Consider the following 25,095-nt stretch of genomic DNA (forward strand, 5'->3'; position numbering starts at 1 on the left):
GCCCCACACGCACAATCTGCTCCCCTCCCGCTCGCGGGAGGGGCTGGGGGTGGGGTTGCCCCTGGCCCCCCAAGCGCCCATGGTGCTGCCCATGTCCCGCCCGCCGCGCCGCCCTGCCCCCGGCCTGCCAGACCGGCAGGCAATCCTCGATTTCATCGCCACCCAGAGAACCAGCGTCGGCAAGCGCGAGATCGCCAAGGCGTTCGGCCTGCACGCGCAAGACAAGATCGCGCTGAAATCCCTTTTGAAAGAAATGATGGAGGCCGGCGAACTGGAAACCGGCCCTGGCCGCAATCTCCACAAGGGTGGCGGCCTGCCCAAGGTCACCGTGCTGCGCGTGGCCGATATCGCCGATGGCCAGGCCATTGCCGTGCCCGACCGCTGGGAACACCCCGGCCCGCCCCCGCGCCTGCGCGTGATCGAAGGCCGCAAGCGCGGTGCCTTTGGCCTGGGCGATCGTTTCCTGGCGCGCATCGAGGAACAGGGCGGCGGCTTGGCGGCCTTCCCGATGAAGGCGCTGGCCAAATCGGAAGAGTATATCCTCGGCATCCTGCGCCGCGAACCGCTGGGCTGGCGGCTGGTGCCGGTGGACAAGAAGGCGCGGAGCGATCTCGCCATCAGCGACCCCGGCGACGCCCAGGCCGGCGATCTGGTGCTGGCCGAACCCAGCGGCCGCCCGCCGCGTGTCACCGGCCGCGTCGTCGAGGTGCTGGGCGACCCGTTCCTGCCGCGCGCCTTCAGCCTGATCGCCATCCACGCCAAGGGCATTCCCCACCGCTTTGATGAATCGACGCTGGAGGAGGCCGACCGCATTGCCAAGCAGCCTTTGGGCCATCGCGAGGATCTGCGTGCGCTGCCGTTCCTGACCATCGACCCGTCCGACGCGCGCGACCATGACGATGCCGTGTGGGCGGCGCCCGATCCAGACCACAAGGGCCAGTTTCGCGCCATCGTCGCCATTGCAGACGTCAGTTTCTACGTGCGCCCCGGCAGTTCGCTGGACCGTTCGGCGCGCAGCCGCGGCAACAGCGTCTATTTCCCCGATCGCGTCGTGCCGATGCTGCCGGAAGTCCTGTCGGCCGACGCGTGCAGCCTGGTGGCCAACGAAGACCGCGCCGTGATGGCCTGCCACCTGCACATCGATGCCGACGGCAAATTGCTCAGTTGGCGCTTCACCCGCGCCGTCATCCGCTGCGTCGCCAACATCGCCTATGAAGAGGCGCAGGCCACCATGGACAGCGGGGCGGGCGAATATCTGCCCGTGCTGCAACCGCTGTGGGATTGCTGGACCGCGCTGAAACACGCGCGCGACCATCGCGAACCGCTGGCACTGGAACTGCCCGAAAAGCGCGTCGTGCTTGATGAACAGGGCCGCATCGCCGGCATCGCGGTGCGCGAGCATCTCGCCGCGCATCAGGTGATCGAGGATTACATGATCGCCGCCAACGTGGCGGCGGCGCGCGCGCTGGAGAAGAAGAAAGCCGCCTGCATCTTCCGCTGCCACGAAGCCCCCAGCCGCGAGAAGCTGATCACGCTGAAGGATTATCTCGAAACCCTCGGCCAGAATCTCGCCATGGGCCAGGTCGCCCGCCCCGCCATCTTCAACCGCATCCTCGCCCGCGCCAAGGACGGCGAGCATTATGAGGAAGTCTCCCAACAGGTGCTGCGCACGCAAACGCAGGCCTATTACACGCCGGAAAATGTCGGCCACTTCGGCCTGGCGCTGGGCAGTTACGCCCACTTCACTTCGCCGATCCGCCGCTATGCCGATCTGGTCGTGCACCGCAGCCTCGCCGCTGCCTATCGGCTGGGCGATGGCGGGCTGCACGCCGAAGAAGACAAGACGCTCAGCAAGACCGCCGACCACATCAGCATGACCGAACGCCGCGCCATGGAGGCCGAACGCGACACCATCGATCGCTATGTCGCCTCCTACCTGTCGACCATGGTCGGCGACGTGCTGAAAACCCGCATCACCGGCGTCGCCAAGTTCGGCTTCTTCGCCACGGTCGAAGGCCTGGGCGGCGACGGGCTGGTGCCGGTTTCCACGCTGGGTGCCGAACGCTTCGTGTTTGATGAAGACGCCCGCGTGCTGGAAGGCACGGAGAGCGGCACCCGCTATGCCGTTGGCCAGCGGCTGGAACTGCGCCTGGTGGAGGCCAGCCCGATCACCGGCGCGCTGCGCTATGAACTGCCCGAAGCCGGCAGCAGCGCCGGGCCGCGCCGGGACCGCACCCGCCCGCGCGGCGGCTTCACCCCCCGCCCCGGACAATCCCGCGTGCCGCCCGGCGTGCGCCGCGGGCGGCGTTGATTGCATCGGGCGGTCATGTCATCTGGGCGGCAATTGCGAATGAAACGGGGACACTACACATGAAAAACCTGCTGCTCGCCGGCCTGCTGCTGGCCACCGCCCACCCGGCGCTGGCCCAGGACAAGCGCCAATCCCCCCGCGACGCGATGATCGCCGAAGCCGATGCCGCCACCGCCCGCGCGCCGGTGGAGGAACAAACCGCCGTCTCCAAGGGCAGCGTCACGGTCAAGGGCAAGGCGATTGCCTACACCGCCACCGCCGGCACGCTCACCATCCGCGACGACAACGCCCGGCCCACCGGCAGCCTCTTCTACACCGCCTACACGACCGGAGAACCCAACCGGCCTGTCACCTTCTTCTACAACGGCGGCCCCGGCTCGGCGACAATCTGGCTGCACATGGGCAGCTTCGGCCCCGTCCGCGTGAAAACCGACAAGCCCGCCTATGTGCCGCCGCAGGATTATGCCGTCGGCCCCAATCCGTGGACCCTGCTCGACAAGACCGACATCGTCTTCATCGATGCCCCCGGCGCTGGCTGGTCCCGCCCGCTGGGTGACAAGACATTCCGCGATTTCAACGGCGTCGATCAGGATGGCGATGCCTTCGCGCGCGCCATCATCCGCTATGTGAACAAGAACAACCGCTGGAAATCGCCGAAATTCCTGTTCGGTGAAAGCTACGGCACGCTGCGCTCCGGCGTGCTGGCGCGCATGCTGGAAGAACGCGGCCTGTCGCTGAACGGCGTCGCCTTGCTGTCGACCATCATGAACTATGGCGTGCGCCAGGCCGGCTATGACCAGAATTACCTCACCCTGTTCCCCGGCTATGCCGCCACCGCCTGGTATCACGGCACAATGCCCGGCGCGAAGCCCGCCAATATCGACGCCTTCGTCAACGAAGTCCGCGCCTGGACGCTCGGCCCCTACGCCGCCGCGCTGATGAAGGGCAGCAACCTCTCCGACGCCGAAGCGGACGCCATCGCCGCGCAAATGCACGCCTACACCGGCCTGCCCATCGATTTCCTGAAACGCGCCAACCTGCGCGTGGACCTGGCGCATTTCCAGACCGAACTGCTGCGCACGCGTGGGCAGTCCATCGGCCGGCTCGACACCCGCTACACCCTGCCGCCCACCGACCTCAACGCCGACAGCCCCGACGAAGACCCGGCCAGCACCGCCATCACCGGCGCCTATTTCAGCGCCTTCCAGGATTATGCGGTGAAGACCCTCGGCATCAAGACCGACCTCCCCTACCGCCTCACCGCCCGCGAACCCGGCTGGAGCTGGGACTGGACCCACCGGGGCCCCCGTGGCGGCGGCGTCCAAACCACCCCCAACACCGCCGTCGACCTCGCCTACACCATGCGCGCCAACCCGCGTATGAAAGTCCTGTTCCTCAACGGCTACTACGACATGGCCACCCCCTTCTTCGGCGCCGAGTTCGACGCCAGCCACATGGCCCTGCCCGCCGACATCCGGAAGAACATCAAATTCACCTACTACCAGTCCGGCCACATGATCTATCTGTCGGAGCCGGAATTGGCCAAGCTGCGCGATGATGTGGCGGCTTGGTACGATGAGGCGCTCCGGTAGGTTTCAAGGAAGGGGGGCCTCCGGCGGGCAGGGTCGAGGACCCTGCACCCGATTGTTTTCGGGTGCGCTGGGCGGCAGCAATTCGCGCTATTTTCGGACGTCTGAGTAGGTCGAGTTTATTCCCACAAGCGGACGCTCTGCTATGGACTTAACGGCAGTCAGGCTGCCTTGCGCCTCAGTTCCGATCGTGAGACTACTCGTCTACTGAACGTAAGATCTGCTTTTTTCATATTGCAGGCGGTAACTAAACTCGGATCTGAAGGAGCTGACGCTTGAATTCGGATTTGGAAAACATACCGGATCGCATTCTAAACCTCGCGATCGGCGCGCTCAGCCAAGCTAACACACACGCTGTCTACTCCGATCCTGGCCGGGAATATTGGGATCATTTGTGCATTCTCAACGCGGCTCACGCAGGTGAGCTCTTTTTGAAGGCAATTATTGCCCGAGAGCATCCACTCCTAATTTTCAAAGATCTGTTCGCCTTGGACGAAAACAATGGCAAGCTTCTCGATATCGAAGCGCTGATCAGGCGGGGCAGGACACATGATTTTGAGCGTCTGCCCCAGGTGCTTTGGGCGACCACGGGCAGGCGCATTCCTAACCGAGAATGCTACGAGCGGGTGAGGTTGGCGCGCAATTCCATCCAGCACTTTTGCGCCCCGGAGAAGGATGATCTCCGGACCTTGTCACTTGAGTTCATCTACACCATCGTCGATCCGCTCATAATGGAGGTATTTGGCTTATGCGCGATCGAATATCATGAAGACCCAAACGTCGGGTACGACTATGTTGTCTGCTCGCTGATCCGAAGAGGACTCAAATTTAGTATTCCTAACAATTTTTCGATTACCGAGATCAGTATGCGTGAGGAACTCGAAGGCACGAGTGCAAAATATAAAATCTGGATCAAGAATCAGTTGACGAAGGTCGGTAGGCTTGACCTCCTATCCTAATATCGCCGGTATGAACCAATTTAGGCAGCGGGGATGGTGGGAATGGCGCAGAGACCGAAACGCAATGCCGCAAATAAACTGGAACGTTGGGAAATCGCGCTGATTAAGCGCATGATCTCAGAACTTAATTTAATCGATCAGGACATCCTTGCCTACTTTACGAGGCCAACTCGTAGCATCAACCATGCACGGATTGCCGAAATTCGGAATCAAACAAAACACCGCAACGTTGCTGCCGCCAGCCAAGCAGAACTTGATGCATTTTTGCAGGCTTGGCCACAGATTGATCCGGTCACCGGAGCTCACCTTCGCGGCGACGAGTTGCTTGTTAAAGCGCGCGAAGCGATGCTCCAAGCGGTGCAAGGCTTCAATAATCCCCGTGCCTATTTTAAGAGCGAAATGTTCATTGTCATCGCGGTAATTGCTTACGTGTACCTTCTTCACTGGCATTACCGTCGAAACGGTGTCGATATCCGTTATAAGCGAACGGTGGACGGTGTTGAGACCGTCCTGAAAACGCGGCACGGAGCAGACAAACATTGGGAGCTTGAGGCGTGCATCGACTACGCCGAATGTCCTCTCGATGCTCCGACGATTGCGAACCTCAGGTTTTTGATCACGATTCGGCATGAGATTGAGCACCAACTCACAAACCAGATCGATGACACGATCTCAGCGAAGCTGCAGGCCTGCTGCTTGAATTTTAACCGTGCTATAAAGGAGATTGCCGGCGCGCAGCACGGCCTCGACCGAGATCTATCCCTCGCCCTGCAGTTCAGCGGTATCAGCAGAGATCATCGTAACATTCTGCTCTCCGCGACGGATATGCCGGCTCACATCCAAGCAGCTCACACTGAATATGAGGATGGGTTGACCGACGAGATGGTGGCTGATCCACGCTACTCTTATCGCGTCGCGTACATCGAGCAAGCCGTGAACTCGCGAGGCAAGGCAGATCAAGTCATTGAGTTTCTCCGTCCGGGCACTGAGAAGGGTGACCATGTTCGACTGGCGTTGAAAGAAGTCGAAAAACCGAAGCTTAAGCCGGGTCAGATCGTCTCTTTGATGAGAGAGGAGGGCTATCCGCGCTTCAATTTTCATAATCATACACAGCTTTGGCAGGCGGCGGACGCTAAGGCTCCAGGCAAAGCATTTGGGACGACTCTGGCTGATGGGGCATGGTATTGGTACCCGGCGTGGGTCGACCACGTGCGGGCGCATTTACAAGCGAATGCTCATCAATATGGGCCAGTACCAGCCGTCTAAAGGAAATCGAGCGCCATCGGCATGTGCACGATCAGCGATAAGCTATTGCAATTGGGCAACGTATGTCTGCTTCCCCAGAAAGAGCGACTCGGACCCGAAATTCCGCTCACCGCCCCATACCTGCCACCAAGGGCACCCAGAAACTCATGGGTGCAGGGGCCTCGCCCCTGCCCGCCGGAGGCCTTCTTTCCTCACTCCGTTGCCACCAGCGCCGGTCTTCCGGCACCGCACAAGCCCGGCCCATGTCCCGCGGCGCACCTCAGCTTTCGCGCACCTCAATAGCTTCATCCAGCGCCCAGACCGGTGCCTCTAGCGCGGCGGCCAGCTTGGCGCGCGTGGTCGGCGTGCCGTACCCCTTGCCGGCTTCGATCCGGTTGACCCAGACTTGGGAGAGGCCGGCGCGGCGGGCCAGTTCGGTTTGGGTCAGCCCGCGATGGCGGCGCCAGGCGGCCAGGGGCGAGAGGCCATCCCTGATCATCAGCGCCACGACCTCGCCCGGCACCGCGCCGTCCTGCGCGATGCTCGCCAGGCCGGCGCGGCCGGCGATGATGTCTTCGGCATCTTCGGCCAGCAGGGACAGCCGTTCATAGTCAGCCGCCGTCAGCACCACCATTTCGGTGCCATCAGGGGCCTGAAAACGCTGGGGTTGGTGGTTCATCGTCCATCCTCATTCATAAACGCTGCCGCGACTGGCGATGCGGATGATGGCCAGCACCTGGCCATCGCGATACACCACCCGCCAATCCCCCACGCGCAGCCGCATCAGATCATCGCCGCCGGCCAGCCGCTTGATATTGTTGGCCAGCGTTTCGGGCGCTGTCGCCAATTGTTCGATCTTGGCGACAATCCGCGTGGCCGTGGCCCGGTCCATCCTCGACAGGCTTTTCAGGGCGTCCCGGCTATACGCGATGGGCTTGACCATACAAGTGTTTATAGCGTTTTGTTATAAACATCAACCCCGAGGTGTTGGCACCATAGCTGTCCTACACGGGTAAAGCCTGTCATCATGGCGAAGTCGGTTGATTTTGTGCGGCGGAATTGAGTTGATCAATGAAAACAAGGCTGAATCCCGGCCGATCCGTCCAATGCGTCAAAACTGCAACGGCGCATGGGGTGGCGAAAACCACCGACAGATATTGGCACATCATGTGCCGGCAAACCCGAAAAAGCGGAACCTTTGTAACCTTGTAAATAACATTCTTGGGAATTTGGTGGCTGGCAAGGATGCTGATCCGACGCGCCAAGGAAGCCAAGCCCCGGATCAAGTCCGGGGTGACGAGTGCGCGTTGGCGGCAGGTGCAAATGAAAACGAAAGTGGGTGCAGGGCCTCAGGCCCTGCCCGCCGGAGGCCTCTTTCACGCTGCAAGAATCGAAACCGCGTCCCCCGGCGCCATCGCTTCCAGCCAGTGGAAGAGCGTTTCGCGGTCTTGCGCCGCGCAGCCTTCGGTGGGGCGGCCGTCGGGTTGGCGGCAGTGCCAGAAGATGGCGCTGCCCAGGCCGGGGGTGGGGGGCGCGTCGTTGTGGGCGAGGATGAGGATGAGATCGTAGGCGTGGTCGTCGCGCCAGAGGGACTCGGCGCTGAAGGGGTGCGGCATGAAGACGGGGCGGTTGTAGGCGGGGTCGGTGATGGCGTCGCTCCAGCCATCCCAGGGGCGGAGCCAGCGCCAGGGGAGTGCCGTGCGCGGGGTGGGCAGGCGATCGGGGCGCAGGAGGGCGGCGCGGATGGGCCAGAGGCCCAGCGGGGTCTTGCCGTCGCCTTCGCGTTTGTCGGGCGCGGGGCAATATCCGCCTTTGCCGAAGCTGGCGGGGTGGGTTTGGCCGAGACCGGTGATGCTGTGGGTGGTTGGGTTGGCGTGGAAGATGGTCATGGGTTGCCTCTATCACGGCGTTTGCAACCCCTCACCCTCCCGCCACTGCGCGGCGGGCCCCTCCCTCTCCCGCAAGGGGAGAGGGGTTAAAGGAGATGCCCCTGCCGGTCGCGTTTGGTGGCGAGGTAGGCGGCGTTGTGGGGGTTGGGAGGGAGATCGTGGGCGATGCGGTCCACCGCCAGGCCGTGGGCGGCAAGGCCGGCGACTTTCAGCGGGTTGTTGGTGAGCAGGGTGACGCTGCCGACATCAAGCGCGCGCAGCATGGCGGCGGCCAGGCTGAAATCGCGCTCGTCGGGTTCGAAGCCGAGGCGGGTGTTGGCGTCGACCGTGTCCCAGCCCTGATCCTGCAGGGCATAGGCGCGGAGCTTGTTGAGCAGGCCGATGCCGCGGCCTTCCTGTTGCAGATAGAGGAGGATGCCGCCTTGGGGATTGCCGGCGATGGCAGCGATGGCGGCGTGGAGTTGGGGGCCACAGTCGCATTTCAGGCTGCCGAGCACATCGCCGGTGAGGCAGGCGCTGTGCAGGCGGGTGAGCACGGGTTGATCGGTGGCGGGGCTGCCGATCACCAGCGCCAGATGCTCCGGCCCGCCATCGTCGGGGCGGAAGGCGACGACGTCGCAGTCTTCGGCGGCCGCCAGCGGCAGGCGGGCGCGGCTGGACAGGCGGACGCGGGCCATTGCGGGGGGCAGGGCGAGCACGGCATCGGCGGGGCAGGTCAGCGCCGCGTCTACGCCGGCCAGCGGTGCGGCATAGACGGCGGGGATCAGCCCGGCATGTTTGGCGAGCGCGATGGTGGCGCGGGCGGAAACCGTGTCGCCGGCCAGCGCCCTTGTGCGGAACGGGCCTTTGAACGGGGTGGCGAGATCGAGCACCGGATCGGCGACGGCGCGGCTGCCGGGCAGATCGAGCCAATCGGGCCGATCCACCCACACCGGTTCGGGATCGGGCGCAGCGGCGGCGATCTGGTTGGCGAGGTTGAGCACGGCAGCGCGGCGGGCGGTGATGATCAGGCCGGCGCGCGATGCGGTTTCCAGGGCCGCCAGCGAATCGGCATCGGCCAGTTCGGCGGAAAGGATGGCCAATGACCCGACGCCCACGATCCGCCCGCGGCGCAGCGCATCGCTGGCGGCTTCGGCAAGATAGGCCGGCGCGATGCTCACAGATCGAGCGTGACGATCTGCGGGATATGGTCGGACGGCTTGCCCCAGTCGCGCGCGTTGCGCACTGCTTCGAAGGCGGTCACCGCCGGTGCCAGCACGGGCGAGCACCAGACATGATCGAGCCGCCGGCCACGATCGGAGGCGCGCCAGTCATTGTTGCGATAGCTCCACCAGGTGAAGAATTTTTCCGGTTCCGGCACGAAACGGCGGGCGACATCCACCCAGTTGTGGCTTTGCTGGAACGCGGCCAGCGCCTCGATCTCGATGGGCGTGTGCGACACGACATCGAGCAGCGCCTTGTGATTCCACACATCGCATTCCAGCGGCGCGATATTGAAATCACCAACGATCACGGTGGGTTCGGCCAGCGTTTGCGACCAGCGGGTCATGCGTTCGACGAAATCCAGCTTCTGGCCGAATTTCGGGTTGAGCGTGCGATCGGCGACATCGCCGCCGGCCGGCACATAGACATTTTCCACCAGAATCCCATTCGTCAGGCGCACGCCGATGTGGCGCGCTTCGCCATTGTCCTGCCAGTCATAGCGCCAGGCACCCTCCAGCGGCACGCGGCTGATGGTGGCAACGCCGTGGTGCATGCGCTGCCCGTTCAGGAAGCGGTGATCATAGCCCATGGCTTCGAACAATTTGTGGGGAAACACATCGTTGGCGACCTTGGTTTCCTGCAGGCACAGGATGTCGGGTTCATGATCGCGCAGGAATTGTTCGACAATGTCGATACGGGCGCGAACGCTGTTGATGTTCCAGGTGGCGATACGGATGGCCATGGCCAGCGTTTAGGCGAAGCCGCGCGGTTCGTCACCTGCCAACAAAAACCCCTGGCGCCGGGGGTGTGGCACCAGGGGTTCCTATGTGCGCTCGTCACGCAAGCAGAACGACCTTGTTACGTGTCCCTTCCGGTCAACAGGGGGGCAAACCCGAAAGGCGACGTGTCGTCTGCTGCGACCGTTATGGCGGAGTCGACCTTGCCGCCCCATGAACGAGACTGGCCTTCATGGTTCATTTTGGGGGTGAAGTTCACCGCACCGCATCGCGGCGGGGATCGGCAAAACCGAACGAGACCCCGTTCAGGCTGGCGTTATAGCGGACATTGGCCAGCCGCACCTCGCTGCGGCCGCCTTGCGCATCCAGCGCGGACCAGCCGGCCAGGGCAAGACCGCCCGGTGCGCCCGCCGTGCGGGTGAAGCGAATCGACAAGGTGCCAAATTCCGGCCGTTTGGGATCGCGCGCCGCCACTTCGACCAGATCGGCATTGTCGGTGGTGATGCGGGCGATCGGCGCCAGATCAGGTTCGGCGGCGAGCAGGATCTGCAACGGCGTGCGGCGTACCGGCCACTGGCTGACCTGTTTCACCTCGTAATCGACAAACGACAAGGTGCGGCCATCTGCAACGAGCAGCATGCGGGCCGTATCGTACTGAAACCGCACCTTCCCGGGACGCGCCAGCCACAATTTGCCAGAGAGCACGCGGCCGTCGGCGCCGGCCTGGGTGAAATCGGCGGCCAGGCTGGTGGTGCCTTTCAACGAGGCCGCGATTTCGGCCAGGCTGGTGGCAGCAGCGGGGGAGGCCAGCATCGCGGCCATAAGGAGGGCAAGCTTCTTCATGGCGCAGCCTTATCGGGCCACGGCTTCACCCGCCATGAATGAAAATCAGGCTGCAGCGCCCAGATAGCCGAGTTGCGCGGCCTTGAAGATCGTCTGGCTGCGGTTGACGGCGTTCAATTTCTCGCCGGCATTCTGGATATGGAAACGCACGGTGGCGTGGCTGCGCGACAGGATCAGGCTGATTTCCTTGTCGGTCTTGCCGATGCTGGCCCAACGCAGGCATTCCACTTCGCGTTTGGTGAGCTGGCAATCGCACGGCAGCCAGCGGCGGGTGCGGTGTGCCTTGACATATCCGGCAACGAATCGGTGCGACAGCAGCGCGAATTCATCGGCAAAGGCATCATATTCTGCCGACAGATCGGCGCGGGCCGGATCACGCGACACGAAGCACACTGCACCGATCTGGCCGAACGGCAGGTGCACGGGCACGACGATGGCGGCCTTGGTCAGCGCGCGCTTCTCGAAATTCTCGAGGCTCATTTCGTCGAGATAGGGGTTGGGCTGGCGCGTGCGGAAGCCTTCGGCATTGGCCCAGAACACTTCGGATTCATAACGACAGGCCCGCGGCAGCGGCGACGACAGCGCCAACTTGCTGTCTTTCCACCAATGTTCGTTCTCGCCTGTCCAGCCATAAACATCGGCGGCCAGCACATTGCCCTCGGCATCCTCCATCGGTGCCTTGGAAGCGATATTGTCGGTCATCACGATGTGCAGTCCGCTGCAGCCGAGCGCGATATCACGCAGGGCCTCGGCAGCGATGCGCACATCGCCCATGCAACGGATGGAAACGGCGGCAAGATTGGCATGCAGGTCCACGACATCACTCCCCAGAGCTCACGAATCGGAGGTGGCTGCCTCGTCGGGCACGTGTTCCCCACGCCCCCTCCCAAATTCGAGCGGGAACTAATCACACGCAGCCGGTGACCGCAATGGGCTTTGACATCAGAGGCGCCTCAGTGGCCGCCGTTTGCGATCGCAGCATGCTATGGTTCTTCAGATGCTTGCAACCATCGCCGGCTTTGCTAGGCTGTACGGCACCGGGGGTACAAGGCGTGCAATGGCATCGAACAGGCGTGGGCCAGGGGGCATCCGGCACGCAGCTTCAGCGGATGCTGCGCGCTGCTGCCCTGCTGATCCTGCTGGGCGTTGGTTTTGGCCGCCCTGCGCTGGCCGCCGGGCATGACCGTGCCCTGCACCAGGGCGTCGCGAGCTGCGCCGGCTCAACCTGCCATGGCCGGCAGGAAGCCACCGGGCCGCGGGTGCGCCAGAATGAAGTAATGAGTTGGAGCGATCCAGCCAGCCTGACCGGCGTGCACAGCCGCGCCTGGCGGGTGCTGGAACAGCCGCGCGCTCAGGCCATCGGCCGGCGTTTGGGGATCGCCAATGTGAACGCCAGCCCGGAATGCATCAATTGCCACGGCGATCCGGCGCCGGTGCGCGGGCCTGGATGGCAGCAATCCGATGGTGTGGGCTGTGAGGCATGCCACGGCGGATCGACCAACTGGCTGGCCAGCCATGCCAGCGTGAAGGCCAGCCATGCCGACAATGTGGGGCGCGGCATGTGGGCGATGAACGATCCGCTGGTGCGCGCCCGCGTGTGCCTGGATTGCCATTTCGGTTCGGACAAGCCGGGCCAATTCGTGTTTCACCGCATCATGGCCGCAGGCCACCCGCGCATCACCTTTGAACTTGATCTGTTCACCAGCCTGCAACGCCATCATGATGAGGATGCGGATTATCGCGCCCGCAAGGGCATCGCCGGCGGTGTGAAAACCTGGGCGGTGGGCCAGGCGCTGGCGGTGGAGCGCGCGCTGGCGTTGCTGCCGATGGTGCCGGCCAGCGTGGCGGGGGCGGATTATTATTTCTATGATTGCCGCAGTTGCCATCGCAGCTTCAGCGACGATCCGGCGGCGACCCCGCAGGCGCGCACCAACGGCTGGCGGCCGATTCCGCCCGGTCAGCCGGTGTGGAACGATGAACAGATGATCATGCTGATGGCCGCGGCGCGGGTCGCGGCGCCCGATCTGGCGCGCAGTTTCGATGGGCAGTCGCGCGCCTTCCATGCCGCCATGGCCGGGGATCGCACCACGGCCATGAAGGCGGCGGCGGCCTTGAAAACCACGGCTGCGGCGCTGGCCCGGCGCATGGCCACGGCCAGCTTTGATCGCGCGCAGAGTTTTGCGCTGATCAACGCCGTGCTGGTCGGCAATGCGCCGGCCTACACCGACTATCAGGGCGGGGTGCAGGCGGTGATGGCCGCCGACACGCTGATTGGCGCGCTGGTGGCAGCCGGCCAGATTGATCGCGGCGCAGCGCTGGCGCTGCGGCCCGAACTGGACCGGGCCTATGCCTTGGCCCGCGACGCCAATCGCTGGGATTCGGCAGCCTTCCGATCCACACTGGCCCAGGTGGCAAACCGGGTTCAGGCGTTGCAATGAAGCTGCGCCCACGCATCGCGGGCGGCGTGGCGGCGTTGGCACTGCTGCTGGCCGGTTGCGGTGGCAGCAGCGCGCCGCCCAGCCCGGTGGCTGGCGGCGGTGTTGGCGGCGTGACGCCCACGCCAACCGCGCCCGCGGTGCCAGCCAGCGTGTTCACACGGCCCGCCGCTGAAGCGTTGACCGTAACCGACGTGCAATCGATCATCGCCCGCGCCGCCGCAGAGGCCAGCGCGCGCGGCCTGCCGGCCGTGATCGCCGTGGTGGACCGGGTCGGCAATGTGCTGGCGGTCTATCGCATGGCCGGCGCCCGCACGACCGCCACCACCCGCGCCAATGCCAATGGCGCCAATATCGATGCGCAGGGCGTGACGGTGCCCGCCGAACTGGCCGCCATCGCCAAGGCGGTCACCGGCGCCTATCTGTCGTCGGGCGGCAATGCGTTTTCCACGCGCACTGCATCGATGATCGTGCAGCCGCATTTTCCGCCCTCGGCGCGCACCGTCGGGCTTGAATCCGGCCCGCTTTATGGCGTGCAGTTTTCACAACTGCCCTGTTCCGATCTGGTGACGCGCTTTGGCGTGGGCAGTCCGTTCATCGGCCCCAAGCGCTCGCCGCTTGGGCTCGCCGCCGATCCGGGTGGCTTTCCGTTGTACAAGAATGGCGTGGTGGTGGGCGGAGTCGGCATCATGGCCGATGGCGATTATGGCTTTGATGCCGAAGTCGTCGATGTCGACAACGACGATGAAGAACATATCGCATTGGCCGCCACGGCGGGCCATGCCGCACCCGAAGCCATCCGCGCCGAACGGATTTCAGTGGATGGCACGCTGCTGCGTTACAGCGATGCCGTCGCCAGCGGATTCAAGAGCAATCCCGCCAGCCCGCCGCCGTTCGCGGGCCTGACCGGCGCGCTGGTGGCCGTGGCCGGTTTCAACGCGGCCAGCATCATCGCGGGCACCGCCTATGGCAGCGAGGCCAGCGGCGTCCGCCCGGCGACTTTGGCCGAATTCAACCATCCCGATGCCTATCTGCTGTCAGACGGGGCCGGCTTGGGCCGCTATCCGCTGCGCGCCGCTACCGATGCCGGCGATGTTGCGCAGCCGATCACGGCAGCCGAAGCGCGCGCCGTGCTGGAAGAGGCGTTCGCGATCATGACCCGTGCCCGCGCCCAGATCCGCCAGCCGCTCGACAGCCGCGCCCAGGTGTCGATCAGCGTGGTGGACACACGCGGTGCCGTGCTGGGGCTGGTGCGCTCCCCCGATGCGCCGGTGTTCGGCATCGATGTCAGCTTGCAGAAGGCACGCACGGCCGCCTTTTTCTCCAATCCGCGCGCCGCCGCCGATCTGGGCGCGGTGACCACAGCGGCCGGCGCCGGCGATGCCAATGTCCGCGATTTCGTCGGCCGCTCCAATGCCTTCTTCGGCAACACCGGCTTCCTCACCGGGGCCGTGGGCGTGAGCAATCGCGCCATCGGCAATATTGCCCGCCCCTATTTCCCCGATGGCGAAGCCGGGCGGCCGCCCGGCGCGCTGTCGCGGGACATTCGCGGCTGGTCGCCGTTTTCCACCGGGCTGCAATCGGCGCTGATCATCCAGAATCTGGTGCAGGTCCTGGGCGGCGGCGATCCGCGGCAATGCACCTTCCTGCCGAACACGCCGGGCGGGCAGAACCGGCTGGCCAACGGCATTCAGATCTTCCCCGGCGCCGTGCCGATCTATCGCGGCAGCACGCTGGTCGGCGCCATCGGCGTGTCCGGCGACGGCATCGATCAGGATGACATGATCAGCTTCCTCGGCGCATCGAACGCCGGGTTGCGGCTGTCGGGCGCCATCGGCCTGCCGCCCGCCGGCATCCGGTCCGATCAGGTGGAGGTGCCGCTGGCCGGCGGCACGCGCGTGCGGCTGCGCTTTGTCGGCTGCCCGTTCGCGCCCTTTGTCGATACGGCGGAAAACAATGTCTGCCAGGCGCGCTGAGATGGCGGGCCGCCGTCTTCTGATGCTGGCGCTGCTGGCCAGCGCGGCGCCGGCCGAAGCCAAAATGTTCGGCAAATGGTTTGATTGCTATGCGAAAATCGCGCCGCCCAAGGATCGCCTGCCGGCCGAAGCGGAATCGATGCCGGTCGATCCCGATGCCGAAGCCCCGCCCGGCCGCCGTGTGCCCGGCCTTGGCGGCGCGCAAACCTGGGATCCGATCGTCCAGGCCAATGATGGCGCGGTGGCCTGGCCAAAACAGGGTGATTTTCCGGCCGATCATCTGCCGGTGCCGGATCGCTGGCGGCTGATCGAAACGCTGGGGCTGGTCAAGTCCAACTGGAAGGACCCCTATAATCAGAACACGTTGAAAGGTGACCGACCGATCTGCGGCACCCATGATCTGTTCGTGCAACTGACGGCAATTTCGGACACGCTCGCTGAACCGCGCAGCTTCCCCATCCCGGTTGGCGTGCAGACCACCGAGCGGCCGGGCAGCAACGATGTGTTCGGCCGGCAATATAGCGAAGTATTCGCGCAGACCTTCATTCTGGGCGCCGCGCTGATCAAGGGCAGCACCAATTTCAAGCCGCCCGAATATGAGCTGCGCGCCGTCATCGCCTTCAATTTCAACCATGTCGATGTGCCGGAGCGCCGGGTGCTGTCGGTGCTGCCGTCGCGGCGCAGCTTGCGATCCGATGCGTTTGTCGGCGTGCAGGAATTGTTCTTCGATTATCACCTGCGCAACACGTCTGATCGCTATGATTTCGATTCGATCCGCTTCGGCATCCAGCCCTTCTCCAGCGATTTCCGCGGCTTCCTGTTTCAGGACAATCAGCTCGGCATCCGTCTGTTCGGCAACCGCGACAACAACCGGTTTCAATACAACCTCGCCGCGTTCCTGCGGCTGGAGAAGGACAGCAACAGCGGCCTGAACGCCGTGCTGCGCCGCCCGCGCGAGGATTATGTGCTGGTCGCCAATCTCTATCGTCAGGATCTGCCGTTGCCAGGCCTGACCAGCCAGGTCAGCGTGACATGGAACATCAACCGTGAACGCGATGATGTGCAGCTCGATACCAACGGCTTCCCGGTGCGGCCGGCGCTGGTCGGCACATTGCGGGGTCGCGCCTATGATGTCGTCTATCTCGGCTACAACGCCGATGGCCATATCGGCCGGCTGAACCTGACCTTCAGCGCCACGCACGCGACGGGCAGCAATCGCAACAATATTTTCACCGACCGACGCGCCAAGATCAACAGCTGGTTCGTGGCGTTCGAGCCCAGCTATGATCGCGGCTGGGTGCGGTTTCGCGGTTCGGCGCTCTATGCGTCGGGGGACAGCGACCCCCATGACGATGTCGACAGCGGCTATGCGGCGATCTTTGAAAATCCGCAGTTCGCCGGCGCCGACACGAGTTACTGGGTGCGGCAGACCATTCCGTTCGCGGGCGGCGGCCGGGTGATTTCGGTGAACAGCCGCAACGGCATCCTCAATGATCTCAGATCATCCAAGGAACAGGGCCAGGCCAATTTCACCAATCCCGGCACGATGTTGCTGGGGGCGGGCGCGGATTTCGACGTGCTGCCGGAACTGCGTGTGTCCGGCAATGTGAACCATCTGTGGTTTGCCACCACGGCCACCTTGCAGGCACTGCGCGTTGAGGGCTCCATCCCGAAGGATATCGGCTGGGATGTGTCGGCCGCGGCGACCTATCGCCCGCATTTCAATCAGAATCTGGTGTTTCGCCTGTCAGGCGCTACGCTGAAACCCGGCGCGGGTTTCCGCGATCTGTTCACCAACTCTGCCCGCAACGGCAGCTATTATTCGGTGCTGTTCAACGCTGTGCTGGCTTATTGATCATGTGGAAACGTCTCGCCCTGTTGGCTCTGATTCCGCTGGTCGGCGTTGCCATCGCATCCGAAGGCGAGCTGCCCGTGGAGCGCGACTACGCCCGCGTGCGCGCCGCCCCGGCCCCGAAATGGCAGGTGCAGACGGATGCCGATGCCAAATCGGCCGGTTGCATCAGTTGCCACACCGCCAGCGACGAAGTGACGATGCATGCGCCGAAATCGGTCGTGCTCGGCTGCACCGATTGCCATGGTGGTGACCCGAAGGTGGTGGCATCTGCCACGCTTGCAGCGACTGACCGCAATTATATCAAGTTGCGCGATGAAGCCCATGTGCTGCCACGCTTCCCCGAAGCCTGGCATTTCCCATCCTCGGCGAACCCCAAGCGCAGCTACACATTGCTCAATCGCGAAACGCCGGAATTCGTGCGGTTCGTGAACCCGTCCGATTATCGCGCGGCGCGTGATGCCTGCGGCGCCTGCCACCTTGAGATCATCGAGCGCGCCGAACGCAGCCTGATGGCCACTGGCGCGATGCTGTTCGGCGGCGCATCGTACAACAACGGCATCTTGCCGTACAAAAACTATGTGCTGGGCGAAGCCTATGTGCGCCCCGGCCAGGCCAGTGCGCTGCTCGGCGCGTGGAATGGCGATGCTTCGGGCCATGGCGAGGTCGGCATCAAGCATGATGCCGGCCACGCCCCCGAAGCCGGCCATGGTACGGCGACCGGTGGGCATGGAGCAGCCGCGGGCGGCCACCACGATGAAAGCCTGCCGGCGCTGGTGTGGGCGCCCGGCAATGGCGGCACGGGCATCGGCAGCCTCACCGCCGCCGAACGGGCGCGTGGCAGCCTGCCGTTCCTGGCGCCGCTGCCGGCCTGGCAGGTGATCCCGCCCGGCGACATTTTCCGCGTGTTCGAGCGCGGCGGCCGCAACATCAACCCGAATTTTCCCGAAATCGGCCTGCCCAACAGCCTGGGCGCCATCCAGCGGCTGGAAGAGCCCGGCCGTCCCGACATCCGCCAATCGAACCGCGGCCCCGGCACCGGCCTGCGCATCGCCGTGCCGGTGATCAACATCCACAAGACCCGCCTCAACGATCCCTTCACCTGGTTCATGGGCACCAATGATCAGCCGGGCGACTATCGCACCTCCGGCTGCGGTTCCTGCCATGTCGTTTATGCCAATGATCGCGAGATCCGGCACAGCAGCGTCTATGCCGCCGGTGGCCGCGACGGGCAGAGCCAGAGCGCCGACCCGACGATTTCCAAAACCGAAAGCGGCCACCCGCTCAAGCACAGCTTCACGCGGGCCATGCCGTCGTCCCTGTGCATGAATTGCCACATGCACCAGCCCAACATGTTCGTGAACACCTACTATGGCTACACGATGTGGGATTATGAAAGCGATGCGCCGCGCATGTGGCCGGGCGCCGAAAATCCCTATCCCAAGCCGCCGGGGATGAGCGAGGACGAGTATCAGCGCCTGTTCAAACGCCAGCGTTACCCGACCGCGGCGCAAGTGCGCGAAACCAATGATCGCAACCCGGAAGGCGCTGCCGCGCGCGGGGCCTGGAGCGACGTGGACTTCCTGCGCACGGTCAACGATCGCAACGGCACCATGAAGGACACGCAGATGGCCGATTATCACGGCCACGGCTGGAATTTCCGCGCCGTCTACAAGCGCGACCGTGAAGGCAATCTGCTCGATGCCGGCGGCAACATGGCGACCTGGGGCACCGATACCGCGCACATCATCGATCCCAATGACCCGGAAAAATTCCGCAAGGCCGGCACCCCGCAGTTCGTGAAGCCCGCCGCCGTGCCCGGCCCCGGCCAGCCCGGCAAGGCCGTGCACATGATGGATATCCACACCGAAGTGGGCATGCAGTGCGCCGATTGCCATTTCGCGCAAGACAGCCACGGCAATGGCTTCATCCACGGTGAAGTCGCCAACAGTGTCGAGATCGGCTGCAAGGATTGCCACGGCACTGCCGACAAATACCCCACGCTGCGCACCTCCAACCTGGCCGCACCGCCGGCCGGCACCGATCTGTCCTTCATCCGCAACCCCGATGGCCGGCTGCGCTTCGAATGGAGCCAGGACAGCGCTGGCCGCCGCGTGCTGGTGCAGCGTTCGGCCAGCGATCCCAGCCTCGTCTGGCGGGTAAAGCTGGTGAAGGACAGCGTCACCCAGGGCCACCCGGATTTCAACGCAAAGGCGGCGCGCGCCAAGCTGGTCGGCACGCTGGCAGCCACCGGCGGCAAGATGAGCTTTGGCCCCGGCGTGGCCGCACGGGCCCACAACGACGACAACATGGCCTGTTTCAGCTGCCATACCAGCTGGACCACAAGCTGCGGCGGCTGCCACCTGCCGATCGAGGCCAACTGGAAAGCCAAGACCAACAAATATGAAGAGCAGGAGACCCGCAATTACGCCACCTACAACCCGCAGGTGGCGCGCGACGAGATGTTCCAGCTCGGCCGCCACCAGACCAGCAAGGGCAGCATCATCGCGCCGATCCGCTCCTCATCGGCGCTGATCCTCACCTCCACCAACATCAACCGCGAACGGCTGTATGTGCAGCAGACGCCGATCTCGGCATCGGGATTTTCGTCCCAGGCCTTCGCGCCGCATTTCCCGCACACGGTGCGCACCCAGGAAACCAAGACCTGCACCGATTGCCATGTCAGCGAGGATGACGACAACAATGCCATTCTCGCCCAACTCACGTTGCAGGGTACGAATTTCGTCAATTTCGTCGGCATGCACGCGTTTTTCGGCCTGGATCGTGGCGTCGAAGCCGTGCGCGTCACCGAATTCGGCGAACCGCAGGCGGTGTTCGGTTCCTACCTGCACCGCTATGCCTATCCGGATTTCTGGAAGCTGCATGTGGAGCGCAACAAGCGCGAGCTGATCAACTGGACGCGTGGCAAGATCTTCGACAAGCGCCTGTCGGGCGAGACCAACCCGGCCGAGGAGATCCGCAACATCACGCAAGCCACGTCGGGCGAAGTGCGCTGCATCCAGAACCGCGGCGAGTATCTTTATGTTGCCGAAGGCCGTGGCGGCTTTGTCGCCTATGACATTGCCAATCTTTCGAACAAGGGCGTTTCGGAACGCATCGTCAAATCGCCCTTCTCGGCGCTGGGCCATGATGCCCAGGTGAAAACCAGCAATGCCACCTGCATGGCCATCGCCACCACCCAATCGATCTCGGTGGCGCGCAATGACAAGATCGTTGGCGAGCAGAGCGCGCGCGCCAAGGGCGAAGCGCTGGCCGATCCGCTCGCCGGCTTCAACCAGGAGCAGAAGATGCACGAAATCTACCGCTATGCGGTGGTGACCGACAGCATCGAGGGCCTGGTGCTGGTCGATGTGGACACGCTGGCCGATGGCGAACCGCGCAACAATTTCCTGAAGCGCACAGTGCTTGAAGGCGGCAAGTCGGCATGGAACCCGGATGGCGTGCTGACCGGTGCCCGCCACATCACGCTGGCCGGCCATATGGCCTATGTCACCACGCCGCGCAGCCTGGTGGTGATCAACCTGGACAATCCGAAGGCGCCGAAGCTGACCAGCGCGCTGCCGCTCACGGACGCGCGCGCCAGTGCGGTGCAGTTCCGTTATCTGTGGGTGACCACCGCCAAGGGCCTGGAAGTCTTCGACATCGCCGATCTGGCCAAACCCATTCATCGCCCGGAAGCGACCTTTGCCATTGCCGACGCGCGCAAATTCTATCTGGCGCGCACCTATGCCTATGTCGCGGCCAAGGGCGAGGGCCTGATCATCGTCGATGTGAAGAAGCCGCTGGCGCCGCAGCTTTATCAACGCTTCACAGCCGACGGCACGCTGAACGATGCCGAGGATGTGGTGGTGGCCAGCACCAACGCCACGCTGTTCGCCTATGTGGCCGATGGCAAGAACGGCGTGAAAGTGCTGCAACTGACCAGCCCGGACAGCCAGCCGGCCTTCTATGGCTTCTCGCCGCGGCCCAAGCCGGAACTGATCGCCTTTGCCCGTACCGGCCGGCCAGCACTGGCCGTGTCCAAGGGGCTGGACCGGGACCGCGCCGTCGATGAAACCGGCGGCCAGATCGCCATCCTCGGCCGGCTGGGATCACGCCCGTTCAACCGCAAGGAGACGGAGCGCTTCTTCGTCGGGGAAAATGGCCAACCCTATCGTGTGACCGACCGGGTGAGCATGACGGACTGGTCACCGCTGCGGAAATAACAGGCCGGCACCGCCCATAAACAACCCGTCATGCTGGATCAAACCCTGCATGACTTGAACAGGGTTGCCTCCTACGGTGCCACAAGCGGGAAATCGCCCTTCGGCGGCTGGAACAACGTCATGAACCGCTGAATGACGGCCAGATCACCCTTGATCTGCAACTGCCCCGCCGCCATCAGATCGGGCGCTTTCACCGCGCCGCCGATCAGGCCGATCAGCGCGCGGCGCGGCACCACCAGCGTTGCCTGCGCCGCGTCGGTCGAGGCCAGTTCGTGCAGCATCACGCCGTTGCCCACCGTCACCAGATGGCGTTCCTTGGTGTCCGGAATCTCGAAGGCGATGGTCATCGGCGCGATCGCGCGCTCCGGCAGCACCCGCACGCTCATCGAATCGAGCAGCATCGCCACCGACAGATTGGCGGCAATGCCCGCCGCATTGGTCACCGGGCTGGGCTTGATCCCCTGTTCCAGTTCCTGCGCGCCGGTGAGGTAGAAATCCCGCCACGGCGCGGCTTCAGCGCGCCAGGCCAATTGCCGATACACAGCGGCCAGAGCCGGCTTCGCGCCCGGCGTGTCGGGCGCGGCGCGGACCAGTGTAGAGAGCAAGGTCGCGGCCCAGCGGTCATCGCCCTTGGCCGCTGCCGCCCTGCCGGCCGCCAGCACTTTCTTGGCACCCCCCATCTGCGCCACCAGCCGGGGCGCCAGATCGGCGCGCGGCAGCGGATCGAGATTGGCGGGATCGCCATCGAACGCACCCAGATAGCGTTGATAGACCGCGCGGGCGTTGAATTTCAGATTGCCATAATTGGGCCGGTTGAACCACGCCCTGGCCAGCGGCGCCGGCAACTGGATCGCCTCGCCGATTTCCACGGCATTCAGGCCCTGGTTCATCAGGCGGACGCTTTCGTTGTGCACGAAGGCGTAGGCCTGCGCGTGGCGCAGCAGATAATCGTTGATCTGCGGCTTGCCCCAGCGCGGCCAGAAATGGCTGGTGAACAGCACATCGGCATCAGCCCCCCAACGCCGCCGCGCCGTCACCAGATAATCGGCCCAGCCCTTCGCATCGCGCACCAGCGCGCCGCGCGGCGTGAGCAGATTGTGCAGCGACGCATTGGCATTTTCCGCAAGGCACAACGCGTGCCACGCCGGCAGATAGAAGTTCATTTCGGCTGGCGCCTCGGTGTTCGGCGTCAGCTGGAACTGGAATTCCACCCCATCAATCACCCGCCGATCGTTGCCGGGCGTGATGCTGTCGGTGGGCGGGATCAGACCATAGGTACCCGGCGTGCCCATCGCCGCCAGGCCGGACGAGACATGCCCGGTCGCCCCGCGCGGCAAGGTGGTGCCGAACATGTAGGTCGCGCGGCGCAGCATGGCCGGGCCGGCGATGACATTTTCCGATACCGCATGTTCCAGAAAGCCATCGGGCGCGATGATCGCCGTCTTGCCGGCCGCAACATCGGCCGCGGTGGTAACGCCAAGCACGCCGCCGAAATGATCGACATGGCTGTGGGTATAGATCACCGCCACCACCGGCCGCTGGCCCAGTTTCTCCGTCACCAGCGCCAGCGCGGCGCGCGCCGATTCGGCCCCGGTGAGCGGATCGACGATGATCCAGCCGGTGGCGCCGCGGATCACGGTCATGTTGGCCAGATCGAGGCCGCGCACTTGCCAGATGCCATCCGCCACCTGGAACAGCCCGTGCTTGGCGCCGAGCACCGCGTTGCGCCACAGACTGGGATTGACGGTGGGGGGCGCCGCGCCGCTGAACTGGGCTTCATCGGCCAGATCGCGCAACACGTTGCCGGCGGCGTCCCTGATCTTGCCGTCAGCGATGGTGCCGAGATAGCCGCGCGAGGCGAAATCGAAATCCTGCTCGTCCGCCCAATCCAGCGTGGCGGCCAGCGCTGCATTGTCGGCCCGCACCTGCGGACTTGACGACGGGCTGGTGGGCGGTGCAGCGGCGGCAGAGGCGAGCAGCAGGGCGATGAGATGCGGTGTCATGACCGAAGGCTACGCCTGCGCTGCCCCCTGCTCAACTGTGAATACGGACAATCATGCTCTGGCTGGCCGTGGCCATCAACGTACCATCCTGGGCAAACAGATGCACCCGGCCATGGGCAAAGCCGGCATGCACGGCATGGATGCGCATATCGGCCAGCACCCATTCGGTGGGCACGACATTCATGAAACGGATGGTGTTGTCGAGGCTGTTGCCGCCGGCATGCGCGCCCAGCGCATTGCCGACGCCCGACGGCAGGAAATCCGCCATCACCGCCAGCGCCAGCCGATCGATGGGCACAGCCAAATCGCTGGGTCGCACCCACAGCCTGCCAATGCCATCGGGAGAGGGCGGCGCGGTGCCGCGCGCCGCACCAAAACTGCCATGGGCGACCCGTCGGTCGAAATGGCTGTTGAGGTCATCCCGGTCACGGTTCCAGCGGATCACCATAGGCGGGCAATCCTGCGGTGGCGGCACGTCGGGCATTTCCGCCCATTGCTGATGCGGATTGTCTGGCCGGCTGCCCAGCGCGGCGTTGACGGTGATGATCTCCTGATGGCCAGCGCGGGTGATGACGCGGGCCTGGCTGGTCTGCTTGCCGGCCACTGGCACGACCACCTCCAGATCGAGATCGGTGCCAGGCCGCGCATACGACAGATATTGCGCCGCCGCCCACACCGTCGGTCGGCCGGTGTGCGCCTCCACCGCGGCCAGTGCGCTGGCCAGACCCATGCCGCCAAACATGAACATCGAATCTGGCGGGCCGACACAAAGGGGTTTGGTCACGGTCAGGCGATAATGGCCTGGCGTGTCGCCGGGGGTGATGGGGATCATGCCGCCTCGATAAAGGCGCGGATACGCGCCGTGAAGGCCGGATCGGCATGCGCCGCAATCGGCGCCGGCGCCTGGCCGGCATCGGTCAGCAAGGCACTGGCGCGGGCCTTCAGATCATCGGCATCGGCGGCCAGGTGCAGGCCGGGCCGAATGCCGACATGTTTGGCGGTGGCGAGTTGGTGATCGGTGTTGTGTTCACCCAGCGCGTGGCTGCGCGGCAGCATCAGGATCGGCTTGCCGGCCTGGATCGCCGTGATGATCGACCCCATGCCGCAATGGGCGACAAACAGCGCGCAGCCGGCAACCCGCGCCTGATATTCGGCCAGCGGCAGGCTGCGCACCCAGCGGGCGTGGCGCGGTTCATAGGCGCCCTTGCCGATCTGGATTTCCACCGCGACGCCCGGATTGGCCGCAGCCCATTCATCCATGGCGCGGCACAGCCGATCGAAGGGCATCATCGATCCCACCGAAACGAACAGGCTCACAACACGTTGCCCCAGTGTTCGGTCTTGCCGCTGGCCAGATGCGGCCACTGCGTGATCACCTGGTTGCACAGCTTGCCGGCCTGGCCGCCGCTGCCCGACAGAACTTCGCTGTTGGCGATGCTGTCCACCCACAGGCTGCGCACCCCGAACGGCCGCGCCAGCGCCGAGGCGATCAGGCCGGGCAACGCGCCGGTGGTGATGATCACCTGCGGGCGCACGGTGATCAGGATTCGGGCAATATCCAGCGTGGCCAGCGGGATGCGCCACCAATCCGATCGCGACACATCGCGGAAGGTGAAGAACGGCGCATCGCCGGCCAACAGGCGGGTACCGGGATCGACCGTGGCGATGGACACCGCATGCCCCGCCCAGGCCGGGGCCAGGCGCATCAACTGCACGAAATGCCCGCCCCCCGATGCGATTGCCAACACCCGCCGCTGCATTGTCTGACCCCGTGATTCGGCTGAAGCCCAAGGATGGGGGCATTAGGCGCTGCGCTGCACAAAATCC

General features: G+C 64.5%; 19 protein-coding genes. 8 read left to right on the forward strand and 11 right to left on the reverse strand.

The genetic code is table 11. The annotated features are described in order from the left end of the window. Positions 1 to 91: 91 nt before the first annotated feature. The 4 genes from ABWP22_RS00900 to ABWP22_RS00915 all read left to right on the forward strand — a co-directional run bounded on the left by ABWP22_RS00900 (position 92) and on the right by ABWP22_RS00915 (position 6,125). A complete protein-coding gene (locus ABWP22_RS00900) occupies positions 92 to 2,311 on the forward strand; it encodes a ribonuclease R family protein (RefSeq protein ID WP_353198042.1) in 2,220 nt (739 codons plus the stop codon). Positions 2,312 to 2,370: 59 nt separating this feature from the next. Next, on the forward strand, positions 2,371 to 3,903 hold the full coding sequence (locus tag ABWP22_RS00905; protein ID WP_353198043.1) for a S10 family peptidase: 1,533 nt from the start codon (positions 2,371 to 2,373) through the stop codon (positions 3,901 to 3,903). Between the two features lie 272 nt (positions 3,904 to 4,175). After that, the gene (locus ABWP22_RS00910) at positions 4,176 to 4,859 is read left to right on the forward strand and encodes a hypothetical protein (RefSeq protein WP_353198044.1); all 684 of its coding nucleotides are present in this window, start codon (positions 4,176 to 4,178) and stop codon (positions 4,857 to 4,859) included. A gap of 42 nt (positions 4,860 to 4,901) precedes the next feature. Beyond that, a complete protein-coding gene (locus ABWP22_RS00915) occupies positions 4,902 to 6,125 on the forward strand; it encodes a DUF3644 domain-containing protein (RefSeq protein WP_353198045.1) in 1,224 nt (407 codons plus the stop codon). Positions 6,126 to 6,384: 259 nt separating this feature from the next. Here the strand turns inward: ABWP22_RS00915 and ABWP22_RS00920 are convergent, their stop codons facing one another. From ABWP22_RS00920 to ABWP22_RS00950, 7 genes are all read right to left on the reverse strand, one after another. Beyond that, positions 6,385 to 6,783, reverse strand: a complete 399-nt coding sequence (locus ABWP22_RS00920; protein ID WP_353198046.1) for a helix-turn-helix domain-containing protein — start codon at positions 6,781 to 6,783, stop codon at positions 6,385 to 6,387. A gap of 9 nt (positions 6,784 to 6,792) precedes the next feature. Further along, positions 6,793 to 7,047: a type II toxin-antitoxin system RelE family toxin gene (locus ABWP22_RS00925; protein WP_353198047.1), complete on the reverse strand. Its 255-nt coding sequence runs from the start codon at positions 7,045 to 7,047 to the stop codon at positions 6,793 to 6,795. A 433-nt stretch (positions 7,048 to 7,480) separates the two neighbouring features. Beyond that, entirely contained in the window at positions 7,481 to 7,993 is a 513-nt protein-coding gene (locus tag ABWP22_RS00930) for a L,D-transpeptidase family protein (protein ID WP_353198048.1), read from the reverse strand. A gap of 86 nt (positions 7,994 to 8,079) precedes the next feature. Continuing rightward, on the reverse strand, positions 8,080 to 9,153 hold the full coding sequence (gene ribA, locus ABWP22_RS00935; RefSeq protein ID WP_353198049.1) for a GTP cyclohydrolase II RibA: 1,074 nt from the start codon (positions 9,151 to 9,153) through the stop codon (positions 8,080 to 8,082). Next, complete coding sequence (locus tag ABWP22_RS00940) at positions 9,150 to 9,944, reverse strand: exodeoxyribonuclease III (RefSeq protein WP_353198409.1); 795 nt, start codon at positions 9,942 to 9,944, stop codon at positions 9,150 to 9,152. The genes ribA and ABWP22_RS00940 overlap by 4 nt, the downstream gene beginning before the upstream one ends. A 244-nt stretch (positions 9,945 to 10,188) precedes the next feature. Beyond that, positions 10,189 to 10,776 carry an outer membrane lipoprotein carrier protein LolA gene (locus ABWP22_RS00945; protein ID WP_353198050.1) on the reverse strand — a complete coding sequence of 196 codons (588 nt, stop codon included), beginning with the start codon at positions 10,774 to 10,776 and terminating at the stop codon, positions 10,189 to 10,191. 45 nt (positions 10,777 to 10,821) lie between these two features. Then, complete coding sequence (locus ABWP22_RS00950) at positions 10,822 to 11,592, reverse strand: helix-turn-helix transcriptional regulator (RefSeq protein WP_353198051.1); 771 nt, start codon at positions 11,590 to 11,592, stop codon at positions 10,822 to 10,824. Between the two features lie 293 nt (positions 11,593 to 11,885). Here ABWP22_RS00950 and ABWP22_RS00955 point away from each other — a divergent pair, with 293 nt between their 5' ends. Genes ABWP22_RS00955 through ABWP22_RS00970 form a run of 4 tightly spaced genes read left to right on the forward strand, consistent with a single transcriptional unit; the run spans position 11,886 to position 21,265 of the window. Continuing rightward, on the forward strand, positions 11,886 to 13,214 hold the full coding sequence (locus ABWP22_RS00955) for a multiheme c-type cytochrome (protein ID WP_353198052.1): 1,329 nt from the start codon (positions 11,886 to 11,888) through the stop codon (positions 13,212 to 13,214). Further along, positions 13,211 to 15,187, forward strand: coding sequence for a heme-binding protein (locus ABWP22_RS00960; protein WP_353198053.1), 1,977 nt, complete (start codon positions 13,211 to 13,213; stop codon positions 15,185 to 15,187). Before ABWP22_RS00955 ends, ABWP22_RS00960 begins: the two co-directional genes overlap by 4 nt. Position 15,188: 1 nt before the next feature. Next, entirely contained in the window at positions 15,189 to 17,042 is a 1,854-nt protein-coding gene (locus ABWP22_RS00965) for a hypothetical protein (protein WP_353198054.1), read from the forward strand. A 2-nt stretch (positions 17,043 to 17,044) separates the two neighbouring features. After that, positions 17,045 to 21,265: a hypothetical protein gene (locus ABWP22_RS00970; RefSeq protein ID WP_353198055.1), complete on the forward strand. Its 4,221-nt coding sequence runs from the start codon at positions 17,045 to 17,047 to the stop codon at positions 21,263 to 21,265. Between the two features lie 71 nt (positions 21,266 to 21,336). On the opposite strand, the gene ABWP22_RS00975 is transcribed toward ABWP22_RS00970, so the two are convergent. From ABWP22_RS00975 to ABWP22_RS00990, 4 genes are read right to left on the reverse strand one after another with little or no spacing between them, the layout of a single operon-like run. Further along, positions 21,337 to 23,268, reverse strand: coding sequence for an alkyl/aryl-sulfatase (locus tag ABWP22_RS00975; protein ID WP_353198056.1), 1,932 nt, complete (start codon positions 23,266 to 23,268; stop codon positions 21,337 to 21,339). Positions 23,269 to 23,299: 31 nt separating this feature from the next. After that, positions 23,300 to 24,100, reverse strand: a complete 801-nt coding sequence (locus ABWP22_RS00980; protein ID WP_353198057.1) for an acyl-CoA thioesterase — start codon at positions 24,098 to 24,100, stop codon at positions 23,300 to 23,302. Beyond that, positions 24,097 to 24,585, reverse strand: coding sequence for a glycosyltransferase (locus ABWP22_RS00985; protein WP_353198058.1), 489 nt, complete (start codon positions 24,583 to 24,585; stop codon positions 24,097 to 24,099). The genes ABWP22_RS00980 and ABWP22_RS00985 overlap by 4 nt, the downstream gene beginning before the upstream one ends. After that, positions 24,582 to 25,016, reverse strand: a complete 435-nt coding sequence (locus tag ABWP22_RS00990; RefSeq protein ID WP_353198059.1) for a UDP-N-acetylglucosamine--LPS N-acetylglucosamine transferase — start codon at positions 25,014 to 25,016, stop codon at positions 24,582 to 24,584. The genes ABWP22_RS00985 and ABWP22_RS00990 overlap by 4 nt, the downstream gene beginning before the upstream one ends. Positions 25,017 to 25,095 lie beyond the last annotated feature (79 nt).

It is taken from the genome of Sandarakinorhabdus sp. (assembly GCF_040398665.1).
Classification (GTDB): domain Bacteria; phylum Pseudomonadota; class Alphaproteobacteria; order Sphingomonadales; family Sphingomonadaceae; genus Sandarakinorhabdus.